The following is a 15,912-nucleotide window of genomic DNA, read 5'->3' as shown; positions in this document are numbered from 1 at the left end:
TCATGTTTTCGCACAAACAGTTTGTTTTTCTTGGAGTTGCTTTGTTTATTGCCATGAATTTTACGGTAATAACTATGGGCAGTACTGAATCTTTGCCGGCTCACGGCCTTGAACGATTATTTATTTCCATCACATCTCCGATTCAGCAGGGTGTTACTAAAACTATTCATTTTACACGCAATATCTGGAACACATATTTTATGACCGTCCTTGCAGTTCAAGAGAATGTTGAACTAAAAAAGCAGCTTGAAAAAACAATAGAAATTAAAAATCAGTGCAAAGAGTTGAAACTTGAAAATATCCGGCTTAAGAAATTTGTTGATTTTACCGGCTTGGTTCCAGATACCTATGTGGCAGCTCAAGTTATTGCAAGAGATCCCTCTCCATGGTTTAAAACCATTATGATTGATAAAGGGGAGAAAGATGGTCTTGTAAAGGGAAGTCCCGTGCTTGTTTCCGAAGGAATTGTCGGACAAACAATTAAAGTTGCACACAATTATTCCAGAGTTCTTTTGATCACGGACAGAAATTCTGCTGTTGATGCCCTTGTTCAAAATTCCAGGGTACGAGGGATTGTAAAAGGAAACAATACGGTCAAATGTTCTTTTGTATATGCATTGAGAAAGGATGAGGTCAAAGAGGGTGAAATGATTATTTCATCCGGTTTGGATCAGGTATTTCCCAAAGGACTTAAAATCGGCAGTGTTTTAAAAGTGACAAAGGTCCATTCTCAACTTTTCCAGGATATAATCATAGAGACCAGTGTTGATTTTGACAAAATAGAAGAAGTCCTTGTGCTGAAAAATATCAGATGAATTTTATTGAGCGTGTTCAATAATGAATACATTGTTTTTCATCATTCTCACTTTGTTTTTAATCGTTATGCAAACAATTATCCTCCCATCGTTTGTCTGGTTTGCCCAGTGCTTTGACCTGCTGATCATAAATGTCCTTTTTTTAAGTCTTATTTCATCTCACTATTCAATGGTTGCTGCTATTATAATTATTGGATGTATAATGGACAGCATATCCGGTGTGCCATTTTGCTATCATATTTTTTCATATTTATGGATTTATATCATAGTACACTTGGTTAAACATTTTTTTTTCAAACGAAGCATTCTTTTTATCCTTATCATCAGCATTTTATCCGTTGTTATCCAGCATGGTTTGCTTTTGTTTTCCGTTTTTATCAATCAAGGCTTTAATGCTGTGTTTGAATTTGATTTCACTCTTTTGATAAGACAGGTCGTTTGGGGATTGGTTTTTATACCGCCAGGTATATGGATGGTAAAGGTTTTATGGCAGAACTGGATTTTTATAACTAAATCAATGAGAAAACAGATGTCTAAAAAATACAGGGGCTATAATTGACCGAATTCAATCAAAATTCGGATAGAGAATTGATAAAGCAAAGACTTGTCGGCGCAAGTGTCTGCATTCTGCTTGTCTTTGCTATTTTGTTCCTTCGGTTGGTATACCTTCAAATTATCAAGGGTGAAGAATACAGGCTTTTGTCTGAAAAAAATGCCGTACGTCTTAAAAGTATTAAATCCTCCAGGGGTCTGATATTTGACAGAAATAACAGACTTTTGGTTGATAACAGACCTTCGTTTAATCTCAAAATTGTTCTTGAAGATGCAGGAAATGTTGAAAAAACAGTCAAAAAACTTGCAGAATTGATCCGTATGCCTCTCCAGGAACTCATGGATACCATTGATCATGCAGGAAAAGGTTCATTTTACAAGGCTGTGACTTTAAAAAATGATATTTCAAGGGAACAGCTTGCCATTGTTGAATCGCATAAATTTGATCTTCCGGGTATCCATATCGATATAGAACCGACACGACATTATATCCATAAAAAAACTGCTGCTCATCTTTTAGGGTATCTAGGCCAGGTAAACAGCACGGAATTGAGAAGTGGTAAATATCCTGATATCAAGACAGGAGACTCAATAGGCAGGTATGGTATTGAAAAAAGTTTTGAAAAATATCTGCATGGAAAAAGGGGAGGGCGGCAGATAGAAGTTGATGCCAATGGGAGAACGATTAAGATCTTGAAAACAGTTGAACCAATTGCAGGACTTGATTTGAATCTTACATTGGATCTTGATTTGCAGAAGACAGCAGAGAAATTGTTTGACAACAGGGATGGTGCTGTTGTCGCCATTGATCCTAACAATGGGGATATCCTTGTGATGGCAAGCAATCCAAGTTTCGATCAAAATGATTTTATCGGCGGCATCAGTACAAAAAATTGGGAAACATTGATTTCCAATCCGGGTAAACCAATGACCAACAAAGCAATTCAGGCAGAATATCCCCCGGCATCCACATATAAAATAATTACCTCATTTGCAGCCCTCGAAGAAAAATATATTGACACTCATTCAAATGTATATTGCCCGGGGTTTTTAAAATATGGAAATAGACTTTATCGTTGCTGGAATAAGCATGGGCATGGCGAGATGAATGTGATTAATGCCCTGACACAATCGTGTGATGTTTTTTTTTATCAGGCGGGAGACAAAGCAGGTGTGGATACGCTGGCACAATATGCAAAGGGCTGCGGACTTGGGAAAAAAACAGGTATTATGCTTGATAATGAAAGAAAAGGGCTTATCCCGACTTCTGCCTGGAAAAAGAAACGATACAATGAAGCCTGGCAAGGCGGGGAGACCCTTTCAATTGCTATTGGGCAGGGTTTTAACCTGGTTACTCCCCTTCAGATGGCTGTCTTTATGGCAGCTGTGGGAAACGGGGGAACCTTGTACCGGCCTAGAATCGTCAAAACCATTGAAGACAGTCTTGGAAGTATTATTAAGAAAATCGATCCTGAAATTACCGGAAGTTTGCCGGCAAGCTCAGAAACATTGGATATTGTTAGAAAGGGTCTTTTAAACGTTGTTCAGGGTGACCGGGGGACCGCAAGAAGAATTAGGATCAAAGGTGTTGAAATAGCTGGTAAGACAGGGACTGCACAGGTTTTCAGTATTAAAAAAGGTGAAAAGATAGACCCTGAAAAGTTACGGTATAATTTGCGGGATCATGCATGGTTTATTGCTTATGCTCCTGCTGAAAAGCCGGTTATTGCGGTTTCTGTGATCATTGAACATGGAGAACACGGATCAAGTTCAGCAGCACCTGTTGCAGGAGCTTTAATTGAGCAATATATTCAAACCTTATCACAAAAAGAAACCGTAATGGAGTAAACCATGTTTGACCGGAGACTGATAAAAAATTTTGATTGGGGATTGGTTGTATTGATTTTTTTAATCGGGTCTGTGGGGCTTGTTATTTTATTCAGTGCTTTGACTGCGGGACATGATACAGGAACAATTCCTGTCTTGTTTAAAAAACAAATTATGTGGATGGGTGCAGGGTTATTTATTATCATGATAGCAGTGATGATTGATTTTAAGGAACTGGACAAATTAAATTTATTTATTTATATGTTCTGCATTGGACTTTTGATCAGCGTTATTCTTTTCGGGCAAATTGGGGGTGGATCACGGCGATGGCTTGTACTTGGTCCACTAAGAATTCAGCCGTCTGAATTGATGAAAATTGCTTTGATCATAAGCCTTGCTTCGGTCTATTCGACTTCAATATCCCAGACAGGACTCAATTTTAGGAAATTGATTAAGCCGTTTGTTTTATGTACAATTCCATTTATTCTAATCGTAAACCAGCCTGATCTTGGAACTGGATTGCTTTTGCTTTTAATTGCCGGCTCAATTACCTTTTTTGTCAAGTTGGAACGAAGGGTTTTTTTTACTCTGTCAGGGTTTTGTATTGCTGCTGCACCCTTAGTATGGTTTGTTTTAAAAGATTATCAAAAATTCAGGATTTTAACTTTTTTAAATCCTGACCGGGATCCGCTTGGGAGCGGATATCATATTATTCAATCAAAAATAGCTATTGGGTCGGGAATGCTGGCAGGTAAGGGATTTTTAAAAGGAACACAGAATGCACTTTCTTTTTTGCCTGAACAGCATACTGATTTTATTGTTTCGGTTCTTGCCGAAGAGTGGGGTCTTTTGGGATGCAGCATTTTGCTGATATTATACATTTTTATCTTGTTTTGGGGGGTTAATATTGCATATGGCTGCCGGAATATGTTTGGCTCTATTCTAGCATTTGGTATTACAATTATGATTTTTTGGCAGATTTTTATCAATATAGGCATGGTCATGGGCCTCATGCCTGTTGTTGGTGTGCCTTTGCCCCTTGTGTCCTATGGCGGTTCTTCTGTTATTACCAATATGGTGGGATTTGGAATTCTTTTGAATATCAGTATGCGTAAATTTTCTTCCAAATAAAGGCCATGGCAGATTTAACTGCCGCAACAAAAAATAAAATAGGTTTAATGTCGGCAGGTCAAAAATTCTTTCCTATGCTCCTTGCTCTGTCGGGTTAATACAAAACACAAATAATTTTGCTAAATTAAGCCTGTTTGTTTTGATCAATTCTTTTGTTTTATTAAACTTTGTGGAAAATTTATGATTTTTCCGGTTTTCTCCGAGACAAAGACTGATTGAAAAGTAGGGGCCAATACCTTAAATATTTTATCATTCAATATTGACAAATGATGGCCCGGATGGTACTCAAGTCTCGATTTGATTGGAATATGGACTGTTTTTGAGTTAAAACAGTCAGTAAGATATAAGTAGTTGATCTTTTTATAATTATTAACTGGCGGAGGGGATTTTATGATAACTGTGATTCCTGATATATCTTTAATGTATCAGATGATCAATTTCCTGGTTCTGCTTTTTGTGCTTAATCTGGTTCTTTATAAACCAATTCGTAATGTTCTTCTTGAAAGAAAGGCAAAAATTGAAGGGATGCAAAATGGGGCTGAAAAAGCCGCAGGCGACCTTATTGCCGGAGAAGATGCTTACAAAAATGGATTAAAAGAAGCCAGATCTGAAGGCTTGAAAACAAAAGAAGCCTTTGTGGAAGAAGCATCTCAAGAAGAAACGGAAATAATTGACAGGATTAACAAGAAGGCTCAGGCCAATCTTGCTGAGATTAAACAGCAGGTGGCAGATGAGACTGAGCAGGCCAGAAAGGCGCTTGAAGGTGAAGTTGAGGCATATGCCAAAGCCATCGGCGAAAAGATTTTAGGGAGGGCTTGCTGATGAAAAAATGTAGAATGAACAAGGGATTGCTGCTCGTTTCCGGCTTTGTTGTCTCGCTTGTTTTGTGTGGTGTTGCTTTTGCATCTTCGGATGGGGGGCATGGTGGTGTGCATAATGCCTGGCTTCAAATTGATACCTGGAAAGTATTGAATTTTGGTATTCTTGCTGTTGTTGGATTTCTTCTTGCAAAGAAACCGGTTGCCGAGTTTTTCGCATCCCGCGCAAAAAGCATTGCAGATGAGATTGAAGCACTTGAACAAAAAAAAGCTGATGCTGAAAAAAAACTTGCCGAATATCAAGCCAAGTTTAAAAATCTTGACCAGGAATCTAAACAGATTGTTGAGGATTACACAAAACAGGGTGAAGAAGCTAAAGCAAGAATTATTGCACAAGCAGAAGCACAGGCTGAAAAACTGGAAGATATGGCCAAACGCAATATTGATCAGGAATTCAAGTCTGCAAAAATCAAACTTCAACAAGAAATTGTTGAAAAAGCACTGGATAAAGCTGAAGAAATTATTAAAGCCTCTATTAAACCAAAAGATCAGAACAAGCTTGTTGATGACTATTTGAAAAAGGTGGTGGCATAATGAAAAATTTAGCAGTTTCCAGGCGTTATGCCAAGGCATTGATTCTTATCGGCCAGGAAGACGGCCAGGCAGACCATTATAATGCAGAGCTTGATTCCATTGTCAAGCTCTTTGATACGCAGGAAGGTTTTGAAACAGCGTTGACAAATCCTTTGTACAACAAAAATGATAGAAAAAAAGTTCTGCAGACTGTTTTAGCTGCAACAAATTTATCTGCCATTATGAAATCTTTCCTGATTCTTTTGTTTGATAAAGGTAGAATTGTTTTTTTAAGAGAAATTGCTTCCTATTATAAAGATCTGGCAGATGAGCTTAACGGTGTTGTTAAAGCCAGTATCATTTCAGCAACTGAGTTGTCGGCAGGCGCAATTGGCAAAATTAAAAAAGCGTTGTCAAATAAGACCGGTAAAAATATTGTTTTGAATGTTGAACAAGATCCAAGTCTCATTGGTGGTGTGATTACAAAAATCGGTGATCTTGTTATGGACGGCAGCGTAAAAACTCAGCTGATTAATATGAGAGAAACATTAAAAAAAGGTGAGAGTGTCTAATGGAAATTAAAGCAGAAGAAATAAGCCAAATAATAAAAGACCAGATCAAAGGTTTTGATGCACAGGTCGACCTGAGTGAAACAGGTGTTGTTCTTTCGGCGGGTGACGGTATTGCCCGCGTATACGGTCTTGAAAAAGTAAAAGCCATGGAACTGGTTGAATTCCCCGGTGGAATCTTAGGACTTGCATTAAACCTTGAAGCCGATAACGTTGGTGTTGCAATCCTTGGTGATGATAAATTAATTAAAGAAGGTGATGTTGTAAAGCGTACCGACCGTATTGCTTCGGTTCCCGTTGGCGAAGAACTTCTGGGGCGTGTTGTGACAACAACAGGAGAGCCGGTTGATGGTAAGGGGCCTATAAATTCTAAAGTATATATGAACATGGAATTGGTTGCCCCGGGTGTTATTGCCAGAAAGTCCGTGCATGAACCCTGCTATACCGGTGCAAAAGCGGTTGACGGCATGACTCCTGTTGGCAGAGGTCAACGCGAGCTGATCATTGGTGACCGCCAGATTGGCAAAACTGCTGTTGCTGTTGATGCTATTATTGCTCAAAAAGAAAGTGACATAAAATGTATTTATGTTGCCTGTGGTCAGAAAAAATCAACCGTTGCCCAGGTTGTTGCCGCACTTGAAGAACATGGTGCAATGGAATATACAACTGTTGTTGTTGCATCTGCTTCTGAATCTGCAGCCATGCAGTACCTGGCACCCTATGCCGGATGTGCAATGGCTGAATATTTCAGGGATAAAGGTGAGCATTCCCTGATTATTTATGATGACCTTTCAAAACAGGCAGCAGCTTATCGTCAGGTATCCCTGCTTCTCAGACGTCCACCGGGACGTGAGGCTTTTCCTGGAGATATTTTCTACAACCATTCCCGTCTGCTTGAAAGATCTGCAAAACTCAGTGATGCAGAAGGTGCGGGTTCTTTGACGGCGCTTCCGATTATTGAAACCCAGGAAGGTGACGTTTCCGCATTTATTCCGACAAATGTTATTTCCATTACAGACGGTCAGATTTTTCTGGATAAAGACCTTTTCTTTGCAGGTATTCGTCCTGCTATTGACGTTGGTTTGTCAGTCTCCCGTGTTGGTGGCGCAGCCCAGGTTAAGGCAATGAAACAGGTTGCCGGTACCCTTCGTCTTGATCTTGCCCAGTTCCGTGAGCTTGAAGCATTTGCAGCGTTTGGTTCAGACCTTGATGCTGCCACACAAAAGCAGTTGACCCGTGGTGAACGCCTTGTCGAACTATTGAAACAACCCCAGTTCAAACCGCTTCCAATGGAAAAAATGGTCACGGCCCTTTATGCCGGAACCAAAGGTTATATTGATAAATACCCAAGAGAGGCTGTTGCAAAATATGAAGAGGGCCTTTATCCGTTTATTGAAAATCGTTTCTCTGAAATTTTTTCCGGTTTAAAGGAAAAACAAGAAATTACAGCAGAAATTGAAGGTAAACTGAAACAAGCCCTGGAAGCCTATGACGAAGAATTCAAGGATACGATATAGTAACTTTGGAATTTATCGTGACATTATTCACTAATAATAGGCTTGAAAGGTAGATTATATGGCAACTTTAAAAGAAGTACAATCAAAGATAGTCGGCGTAAAAAAGACTAGACAGATTACCTCTGCCATGAAAATGGTTGCCACTTCACGATTACGCGGTGCTCAGAACAACATGGAGGCATTTAAGCCCTATGCCGGCAAGTTTGCCGAAGTTTTGGGAAGCATTGCCGGTAAATCCGGTGAGGATGCAAGTCCATTGCTTGTTCCCCGTGATGAGGTTAAAAAAGTGGCCCTCATTCTCTGTACATCTGACAGGGGACTTTGTGGCGGTTTTAATACAAATTTAATTGCAAAAGCTGATAAATTTATTCAATCAGAGCTTGATGGAAAAGATGTCTCCCTTATCTGTTTTGGTAAAAGAGGAAGGGACTGGGCAAAAAAACAACCCCAACCCATTGAAGATGAATTCATTGGCGTTGTGGGAGGCAATGTTGAGTTCTCTGTGGCATCCTCTTCCGGACAGAAAATGATAGACAATTTTCTTTCCGGAACTGTTGATGAAGTATATCTGATTTATTCTGAGTTCGTGAATATGGCAAGACAAAACCCAACAATAAAACAGATTCTTCCCATTCCTTCTCTTGAAGATGTGGCAGAAGAAAAAGAAGTGGACAAAGATGCAAAATTCTTACCCGAACATCTCTGCGAACCTTCTTCTGATGCATTGCTTGGAGAGATGCTGCCAAAGAATATTTTCATTCAGATATATGATGCACTGCTCCAGACGTCCACCAGTGAACATGCTGCTCGAATGAGTTCTATGGAAAATGCTACCAAAGCATGTGATGACATGGTTGAAGAACTTCAGACAATATTCAACAAAACAAGGCAGGCCGGTATTACGGCGGATCTTATGGATATTGTTGGTGGTGCAGAAGCCCTTAAGGGATAAATTTAAGATATACTTAATTTAAGAAAACAGCTTTATAGGAGAAAAAAATGGCTGAAAATATAGGGAAAATAGCTCAGGTACTCGGCGCTGTTATTGACGTTGAATTTGAACCTGGAAAACTTCCTCCGGTTCTGACGGCTTTGACCGTAACTAACCCGGCTATTGGTGACATGGAAGACAACCTTGTAATCGAAGTTGCACAGCACCTGGGTGACAATGTTGTTCGATGTATTGGCATGGATGTAACTGATGGTCTTCAGAGAGGAATGGCTGTAAAAGATACAGGTTCTCCGATCATGATGCCGGTTGGTGAAGCATCCCTTGGAAGGGTTCTTAATGTTGTTGGACGACCGGTTGATGGTCTGGGGCCCATATCCCAGGAAAAAATGCTTCCCATTCACAGACACGCTCCTGCTTTTACAGAACAGGATACAACAGTAAGGGTTCTTGAAACCGGTGTTAAGGTGATTGATCTTCTTGTACCCTTTCCGCGTGGTGGTAAAATGGGTATGTTTGGTGGTGCTGGTGTTGGTAAAACAGTTATCATGATGGAAATGGTTAACAATATTGCTATGCAGCATGGAGGTATTTCCGTATTTGGCGGTGTTGGAGAAAGAACTCGTGAAGGTAATGACCTTTACCATGAAATGAAAGATTCCGGCGTTCTCCCAAAATGTGCATTGGTTTATGGCCAGATGACGGAACCTCCCGGAGCAAGAATGAGGGTTGCCCTTTCCGCTTTGACCTGTGCTGAATATTTCCGTGATGAAGAAGGTCAGGATGTGCTTTTGTTTGTTGATAATATCTTCCGTTTTACCCAGGCCGGTGCCGAGGTTTCAGCAACACTTGGTCGTATGCCTTCTGCGGTTGGTTATCAACCGACCCTTGCGGTTGACATGGGTGAGCTTCAGGAACGTATTACTTCAACAGATAAAGGTTCCATTACAGCGGTTCAGTGTGTTTATGTACCTGCCGATGACTTGACAGACCCTGCACCTGCAACAACATTTGCTCATCTTGACGGTACGGTTGTCCTTTCCCGCCAGATTGCAGAGCTTGGTATTTATCCGGCTGTTGATCCGCTTGATTCTTCATCCAGAATTTTGGATGCAGCTTATATTGGTGAAGAACACTATAATGTTGCCCGTGTTGTTCAGCAGACCCTGCAAAAATACAAAGAACTTCAGGATATTATTGCAATTTTGGGTATGGATGAGCTTTCTGATGAAGATAAAATAACGGTTCAACGTGCAAGAAAACTTCAGAAATTTTTGTCACAACCGTTCCATGTTGCAGAAACATTTACCGGTATGCCGGGTAAATTTGTTAAAGTTGAAGATACTGTAAGGTCATTTAAAGAAATTATTGAAGGAAAACATGATGATCTTTCAGAAAATGCTTTTTATATGGTTGGTTCGATAGAAGAGGCCATTGAAAAGTCAAAAGCTGAATAAGCATCCGGAGGGATATTATGGCTGAGAAATTATTTCTTGAAGTCGTTACGCCGCAAAAAGCAATTGTCAGTGAAGAGGCTGAAATTGTTATCGCTCCGGGTTCGGAAGGTGAGTTTGGAGCGCTCAAAGGGCATACCACATTCCTCACATCTTTGAATGTTGGAACTCTTCGTTATAAAGACGCCAGTGGAAAAGAAAGATATCTTTTCATTAATGGCGGATTTGCAGAAGTTTTGCCGGACAAGGTGACCATTCTGGCTGAATCTGCTGAGCGCCGAATGAACATTGATGTTGAAAGAGCGAGTAAGGCTAAAGAGCGGGCTGAAAAACGTCTCGCCGCAAAGGCTGCCGATACTGATCTTGTGAGAGCTGAAGCTGCCATGAGACGTGCAGTCCACAGGCTTAAGATTAAAGATGTAAAATAATAGGGTGAGTTTGGCTTAAGTATATCAATTATACATGAAAACTGCCTGCACTATAAAATAGGGGGATGCTTCAGAGTCTTTGGAGTACCCCCTTTTTAAATTATGTATTGATATGTTTTTTGAGAACTGCATAAATTATTATGGGTATGAATATGGATTATAAGGATGTTGGGATTGTTGTTCTTGCGGCAGGCAAGGGAACCAGAATGAACTCAGATATTGCCAAGGTGCTTCATAAAGTTGGTGCCAAAAGTATGATCGTCCATGTGATTGAATGTGCAAAAAAAATTGCTGCGGAAAATATTTATGTGGTTATTGGCCATCAGGCTCAATTAGTTAAGGATGAAGTTAACAGATATTTTAAGGTGAATTTTGCTTTTCAAGAGCAACTTTTGGGTACAGGTGATGCGGTTAAAGCAGTTATTCCATGGTTGAAATCCGGTATTAAAGACATTCTTGTATTATGTGGAGATGTGCCATTGGTCCAGGAGAATACATTACGAAATCTGGTGAATGAACATAAAAAAAAACAGGTAAAAATAACCGTTCTTGCAACCGATATTGAAGAGCCCGGCAGTTATGGACGCATTGTCCTTGATGAATACAATCATCTTCTTTATATTAAAGAATATGCAGATGCTACTGAAATTGAAAAGAAAATTAAAAAAGTCAACACTGGAATTTATTGTTTTGATAAAGAGCTTCTTATATCTGCTATTAATAAGATTAAACCTGATAATATTCAGGTAGAATATTATTTGACTGATGTTATTGGGATTGCAAAAAAACAAAATGAATCCATCCAGGTTTTAACAATGGATGATCCAAGAGAAGTTATGGGAGTAAATACGCTTGAAGACCTTTGCAAAGTCGAGTGTCTTATTCAAAGGCTGGGCAAATGAATTGCCTTGACTTTATGAAATATTTTGAATTATACTGAACCACAATAAGCTTTGGGAGACTATGAAATTGGGTAACGATCTTATAAAAAAAAAGTTTGATGAAATTGATGGACAAATTGATTTTATGATAGAACTTTGCCATACACTTCAGTTGGAAAATCAGGAATTATTGTTAAAAATTAAAAATTTTGAAACAGAACTTGATAAAAAAAAAGAGACTGAAGATGAATATTTAGACCAACAGGCTTTGATTCACTCTAAAATTGATGGGCTTTTGACAAAGTTGGATGATTTTGCAAATAGCGATCCGGAAGAGGCTTCATCAAACCTATAACCGAAGGTATTTCGGAAAAGGGATTTCATTGGATGAAATTGTTGTAATTGATCTTTTTGGAGAAGAATTCAGGTTTAAACCGGATAAGCAGGTTGAAAATCCTGAACAAGTTGTACAATATTTAAAGAAATACATAAAAGAAGCTGAAGAATTATTTCAAAATAAGCCTTCAAGTAAAAATAAAATTGTTATACTGTTGTTGGCGGCTATCAATTTATCAAAGGATTTTTATGAGCTTAAGGTACAACTCTCAGGACTTGAAAAAGAGATAGAGAATAGGGTTTCATCCCTGATAGAAAAAATTGATAGAGAAATTGAATAACACAAGAATTATTTATTGTTCATAAGTTTTACCCCTGCAATGTGCGTGATTGTATGACAGCCTTTGTCCTAACGCATAGCAAAAAGGGAGTCCACGCTATTACTGGTGTGCTAAGTTCCTCCTGGTAAGGAAAAGCCTAAAGGTATTATTGGACACCCGCATTTTTGAACCAATGGTTCAAAGCCTTAACTATCAACACGGCAGTTTGTGGGGGTAACTGCAATAATAAATATTTTTTAATTTTATCCTCCCTGATATTTTTACCCCATTTCATATTTTTTTAAAGACAAGCCCTTGATTTAAGATCAAGGTATGAAAATAGACTATCACAACATAATGTGTTGATATTAATATAATTTAGGAGAATTTTTTAATGGAATATACGGTTGTGCTCTCATCAATTACTGTCGTTTTACTGGGGTTGGGAGTCGTGATCTTTTTCGTTCTTAAGAAAAAGATGATTCAGGAAAATTTAAAAATTGAAGAAGAACAGACGAGGTTAATTGGAGAGGCAAAAGCCAAGGCTGCAACATTGTTGAAAGAAGCTAAGCTGGAAGCAAAGTCAAGGCTTTTGGAAATGAAGAGTGATTTTGATTCCGAGACTGAGGAAACCCGTTCTGAATTGAAAAAGGAAGAAAGAAGATTATCAAAAAAGAGTGAGAAACTTGATAATCATGAAGACCAGTTATCAAAAAGAGAACAGAATGTCCAAAGAAAAGAAGTTGAGACTCAGAAAAAACTTGATTCTGCGACTAAAAAAGAGAACCAGTATGATATAATGTTGGAAGAAATCAAAAAGGAGCTTGAAAAAGTATCCGGGCTAACTCTGGAAGAAGCAAAGGAGTTTTTGCTTAAGGCCATGCAGGAAGAGGCAAGGCACGAAGGAGCCAAGCTGATAAAAAAGATTACCAGTGAGGCAAGGGAAAATGCTGATAAAGAAGCTAAAAAGATTATTGCAACTTCCATTCAACGATATGCCGGCGATTATGTGGCTGAACGAACGGTTTCAGTTGTTCATCTTCCAGGAGATGAAATGAAAGGGCGAATTATTGGCAGGGAAGGAAGGAATATCAGGGCGCTTGAAGCTGCTACAGGGATTGATTTGATTATTGATGATACGCCGGAAGCAGTCATATTATCAGGATTTAATCCGGTTCGAAGAGAGGTTGCCAGGCTTTCTCTTGAAAAATTGATATCTGATGGACGAATTCATCCTGCAAGGATTGAAGATGTTGTTGAACGGGCTACGGAAGAAGTGGATATGGCAATCAAAGAAGCAGGGGAACAGGCTGCCTTTGATTTGGGTGTTCATGGAATTGATCCCGAACTGATAAAGGTGCTTGGCAAGCTCAAATTCAGAACCAGTTATGCCCAGAATGTTCTGCAGCATTCTGTTGAAGTGGCTTTTTTATCAGGCGCAATTGCTGCCGAGCTAGGGCTGGATATTAAACTGGCTAAACGTATGGGGCTGTTGCATGATATCGGAAAAGCAGTGGATCATGAGGTAGACGGAGCCCATGCAATTATTGGCGCAAAGCTTGCCAAAAAATATGGTGAGATTGAAGGTGTGGTAAACGCCATTGCTGCCCATCATGAAGACAAAATGCCGGAATCTGTTTATGATTATATTGTACAGGCGGCAGATGCATTGTCCGGTGCCAGGCCGGGGGCTAGAAAAGAGAGTCTGGAAAATTATATTAAACGGCTTGAAGATTTGGAAAATATAGCCAATTCTTTTGATGGTGTGGTTAACACCTATGCGATCCAGGCCGGTCGTGAAATAAGAGTTATTGCTGAGAGTGAAAAGATTACTGATGAAAGTGCTGTGCTTCTTTCCAGAGATATTGCTGCTCAAATTGAAGAGAATCTAACATTCCCGGGTCAGGTTAAAGTCGTTGTTATTAGAGAAACAAGAGCAGTGGAATACACTAAAAAATGAAGTATATTAAAAAATTAAAGTATATTAAAAAATAAAGATTGGAAAGCAAATGAGTGTCCTGTCGGTATTGAAAGAACGTGGTTTTATAGAAGATCTAACACATACGGAGGAGTTGGAAGATTATTTAACAAATAACCGGGCAACCTGTTATATCGGATTTGATCCGACTGCATCCAGCCTTCATGTTGGAAGTCTTGTCTGTATAATGGCATTAGCCCACATGCAGAGGCATGGGCATAGACCCATCGCGCTGGTGGGTGGGGGAACAGGTTTGATCGGAGATCCGTCCGGAAAAACCGAACTTCGTAAAATTATCACCCTGGAACAGATTGATGAGAATAAAAAAGGGATTCAACAACAATTGTCCAGGTTTCTTGATTTTTCAGAAGATAAAGCTCTTCTTTTGGATAATGCGCAATGGCTTACGAAACTTGAATATATTCCTTTTCTTAGAGATATCGGCCGGCATTTCAGCGTTAACCGTATGATAAAGGCTGAAAGCTATAAAGCCAGGATGGATTCTGAAGACGGACTTACCTTTATCGAATTTAATTATATGTTGCTTCAGGCCTATGATTTTATGAAGCTGGCCGACTCTTATGACTGCTTTTTGCAAATGGGTGGCTCTGATCAATGGGGCAATATTGTAGCAGGTATTGATCTGGTTCGAAGAACATTGGGAAAACAAGCATATGGTATCACCTTTCCCCTGATAACAACTGCAAGCGGTATAAAAATGGGAAAAACTCATAAAGGCGCTGTTTGGCTTGATGCTCAAAGATTTTCTCCTTACGAGTATTACCAGTTCTGGGTGAATGCAGATGATGCAGATGTTGAACGGTTTCTGGCTTTGTTTACATTTCTTCCAATGGAAGAAATTAATCAGGTCAAAGATCTTGAAGGGGTTGATTTGAATAAGGCCAAAGCAATTTTAGCCTATGAGGCGACTAAAATCTGTCACGGGGAAGATGAAGCTTTCAAGGCTTTCCAGGCATCCGTATCCATGTTTGGTGGTATAGATGTACCTGAAGATCTTTTGTCGGGCAGTAGTATTCCAAGAGGTACTCATAGTGGAGCTAATGGGGATTCTGTTCCATCTTCGTCTTATAATAGTGATGATATTATAGCAAAGCTTTCTGTTGTTGATCTGTTTATGGGCGCAGAACTGTGTAAATCCAAATCTGATGTCAGGCGACTGGTTAAGCAGGGAGGTGCCTATATTAATGGAAGCAGGGTGGCATCATTTGATCAAATGATCGAGAAAGATGATATTCAGGAAGGTGAAATCCTGTTGAGAGCCGGCAAAAAAAAATATCATAAAATAATTTTAAATTAATTAAAAAAAGCGATTGACAAAAGCCAGTACCGCATGTATATTGTGCTGGTTTTTGGGTCACGGAAACTGTGACTACACGGAAGTAAGAAGTAAAGTTTGATCTTTGAAAATTGGTCAGTGAGAAATTTTAAAGCGGGTCTTAAAACAAGACCTTAAAGAGTTTAGAAGTATCAAGGATTATAACTGGAGAGTTTGATCCTGGCTCAGAATGAACGCTGGCGGCGTGCTTAACACATGCAAGTCGAACGAGAAAGGGATTGCTTGCAATCCTGAGTAGAGTGGCGCACGGGTGAGTAACACGTAGATAATCTACCTTCAAGCCCGGGATAACTGCCCGAAAGGACAGCTAATACCGGATGAAGTTGGTTCACACAAGTGAATTAATGAAAGATTGCCTCTTCTTGAAAGCAATTGTTTGGAGATGAGTTTGCGGACCATTAGTTTGT

The 15,912-nt window shown here is 39.4% G+C and carries 15 protein-coding genes, 1 rRNA gene and 1 other RNA gene; all 17 read left to right on the top strand.

The genetic code is table 11. The annotated features are described in order from the left end of the window. Positions 1-2: 2 nt before the first annotated feature. The gene (gene mreC, locus BLT94_RS09105) at positions 3-815 is read left to right on the top strand and encodes a rod shape-determining protein MreC (protein WP_092233065.1); all 813 of its coding nucleotides are present in this window, start codon (positions 3-5) and stop codon (positions 813-815) included. A gap of 555 nt (positions 816-1,370) precedes the next feature. Then, a complete protein-coding gene (mrdA, locus tag BLT94_RS09095) occupies positions 1,371-3,215 on the top strand; it encodes a penicillin-binding protein 2 (protein WP_092233058.1) in 1,845 nt (614 codons plus the stop codon). Between the two features lie 3 nt (positions 3,216-3,218). Continuing rightward, a complete protein-coding gene (gene rodA, locus BLT94_RS09090) occupies positions 3,219-4,325 on the top strand; it encodes a rod shape-determining protein RodA (protein ID WP_092233055.1) in 1,107 nt (368 codons plus the stop codon). 390 nt (positions 4,326-4,715) lie between these two features. Continuing rightward, positions 4,716-5,147, top strand: a complete 432-nt coding sequence (locus BLT94_RS09085) for a F0F1 ATP synthase subunit B family protein (protein ID WP_092233052.1) — start codon at positions 4,716-4,718, stop codon at positions 5,145-5,147. Further along, a complete protein-coding gene (locus tag BLT94_RS09080; RefSeq protein ID WP_014957461.1) occupies positions 5,147-5,737 on the top strand; it encodes a F0F1 ATP synthase subunit B family protein in 591 nt (196 codons plus the stop codon). The genes BLT94_RS09085 and BLT94_RS09080 overlap by 1 nt, the downstream gene beginning before the upstream one ends. Next, positions 5,737-6,288, top strand: a complete 552-nt coding sequence (gene atpH / locus BLT94_RS09075) for an ATP synthase F1 subunit delta (RefSeq protein ID WP_092233049.1) — start codon at positions 5,737-5,739, stop codon at positions 6,286-6,288. The genes BLT94_RS09080 and atpH overlap by 1 nt, the downstream gene beginning before the upstream one ends. Then, positions 6,288-7,802, top strand: a complete 1,515-nt coding sequence (gene atpA, locus BLT94_RS09070) for a F0F1 ATP synthase subunit alpha (RefSeq protein ID WP_092233047.1) — start codon at positions 6,288-6,290, stop codon at positions 7,800-7,802. Before atpH ends, atpA begins: the two co-directional genes overlap by 1 nt. Positions 7,803-7,860: 58 nt before the next feature. Further along, a complete protein-coding gene (gene atpG / locus BLT94_RS09065) occupies positions 7,861-8,754 on the top strand; it encodes an ATP synthase F1 subunit gamma (protein ID WP_092233045.1) in 894 nt (297 codons plus the stop codon). A 47-nt stretch (positions 8,755-8,801) separates the two neighbouring features. After that, positions 8,802-10,208 carry a F0F1 ATP synthase subunit beta gene (atpD, locus tag BLT94_RS09060; RefSeq protein WP_092233043.1) on the top strand — a complete coding sequence of 469 codons (1,407 nt, stop codon included), beginning with the start codon at positions 8,802-8,804 and terminating at the stop codon, positions 10,206-10,208. A gap of 17 nt (positions 10,209-10,225) precedes the next feature. Beyond that, positions 10,226-10,633: a F0F1 ATP synthase subunit epsilon gene (locus tag BLT94_RS09055; RefSeq protein WP_092233038.1), complete on the top strand. Its 408-nt coding sequence runs from the start codon at positions 10,226-10,228 to the stop codon at positions 10,631-10,633. Positions 10,634-10,785: 152 nt separating this feature from the next. After that, a complete protein-coding gene (locus tag BLT94_RS09050; RefSeq protein ID WP_092233036.1) occupies positions 10,786-11,535 on the top strand; it encodes a sugar phosphate nucleotidyltransferase in 750 nt (249 codons plus the stop codon). Positions 11,536-11,596: 61 nt separating this feature from the next. Next, positions 11,597-11,869 carry a DUF904 domain-containing protein gene (locus BLT94_RS09045; protein WP_092233033.1) on the top strand — a complete coding sequence of 91 codons (273 nt, stop codon included), beginning with the start codon at positions 11,597-11,599 and terminating at the stop codon, positions 11,867-11,869. A gap of 28 nt (positions 11,870-11,897) precedes the next feature. Next, positions 11,898-12,191: a cell division protein ZapA gene (locus BLT94_RS09040; RefSeq protein ID WP_014957469.1), complete on the top strand. Its 294-nt coding sequence runs from the start codon at positions 11,898-11,900 to the stop codon at positions 12,189-12,191. A gap of 28 nt (positions 12,192-12,219) precedes the next feature. After that, a non-coding RNA gene (gene ssrS / locus BLT94_RS09035) (6S RNA) lies at positions 12,220-12,409 on the top strand. A gap of 155 nt (positions 12,410-12,564) precedes the next feature. After that, positions 12,565-14,130 carry a ribonuclease Y gene (gene rny / locus BLT94_RS09030; RefSeq protein WP_092233032.1) on the top strand — a complete coding sequence of 522 codons (1,566 nt, stop codon included), beginning with the start codon at positions 12,565-12,567 and terminating at the stop codon, positions 14,128-14,130. Positions 14,131-14,179: 49 nt separating this feature from the next. Continuing rightward, positions 14,180-15,466 carry a tyrosine--tRNA ligase gene (gene tyrS / locus BLT94_RS09025; RefSeq protein WP_092233028.1) on the top strand — a complete coding sequence of 429 codons (1,287 nt, stop codon included), beginning with the start codon at positions 14,180-14,182 and terminating at the stop codon, positions 15,464-15,466. 180 nt (positions 15,467-15,646) lie between these two features. Beyond that, positions 15,647-15,912 (top strand): 16S ribosomal RNA (locus BLT94_RS09020); the annotation flags it as partial.

The organism is Desulfobacula phenolica, assembly GCF_900105645.1.
GTDB lineage: Bacteria > Desulfobacterota > Desulfobacteria > Desulfobacterales > Desulfobacteraceae > Desulfobacula > Desulfobacula toluolica.
The sequence above is the reverse complement of the archived record's forward strand: the minus strand, read 5'-3'. Positions and strand labels throughout refer to the sequence as shown.

Excerpts from the sequence above, each read along its gene's own strand:
- rny (WP_092233032.1), top strand. The coding sequence starts at position 12,565 with ATGGAATATACGGTTGTGCTCTCATCAATTACTGTCGTTTTACTGGGG.
- tyrS (WP_092233028.1), top strand. The coding sequence starts at position 14,180 with ATGAGTGTCCTGTCGGTATTGAAAGAACGTGGTTTTATAGAAGATCTA.
- atpA (WP_092233047.1), top strand. The coding sequence starts at position 6,288 with ATGGAAATTAAAGCAGAAGAAATAAGCCAAATAATAAAAGACCAGATC.
- BLT94_RS09080 (WP_014957461.1), top strand. The coding sequence starts at position 5,147 with ATGAAAAAATGTAGAATGAACAAGGGATTGCTGCTCGTTTCCGGCTTT.
- BLT94_RS09050 (WP_092233036.1), top strand. The coding sequence starts at position 10,786 with ATGGATTATAAGGATGTTGGGATTGTTGTTCTTGCGGCAGGCAAGGGA.
- atpD (WP_092233043.1), top strand. The coding sequence starts at position 8,802 with ATGGCTGAAAATATAGGGAAAATAGCTCAGGTACTCGGCGCTGTTATT.
- BLT94_RS09045 (WP_092233033.1), top strand. The coding sequence starts at position 11,597 with ATGAAATTGGGTAACGATCTTATAAAAAAAAAGTTTGATGAAATTGAT.
- atpG (WP_092233045.1), top strand. The coding sequence starts at position 7,861 with ATGGCAACTTTAAAAGAAGTACAATCAAAGATAGTCGGCGTAAAAAAG.
- rodA (WP_092233055.1), top strand. The coding sequence starts at position 3,219 with ATGTTTGACCGGAGACTGATAAAAAATTTTGATTGGGGATTGGTTGTA.
- mreC (WP_092233065.1), top strand. The coding sequence starts at position 3 with ATGTTTTCGCACAAACAGTTTGTTTTTCTTGGAGTTGCTTTGTTTATT.
- BLT94_RS09055 (WP_092233038.1), top strand. The coding sequence starts at position 10,226 with ATGGCTGAGAAATTATTTCTTGAAGTCGTTACGCCGCAAAAAGCAATT.
- BLT94_RS09085 (WP_092233052.1), top strand. The coding sequence starts at position 4,716 with ATGATAACTGTGATTCCTGATATATCTTTAATGTATCAGATGATCAAT.
- atpH (WP_092233049.1), top strand. The coding sequence starts at position 5,737 with ATGAAAAATTTAGCAGTTTCCAGGCGTTATGCCAAGGCATTGATTCTT.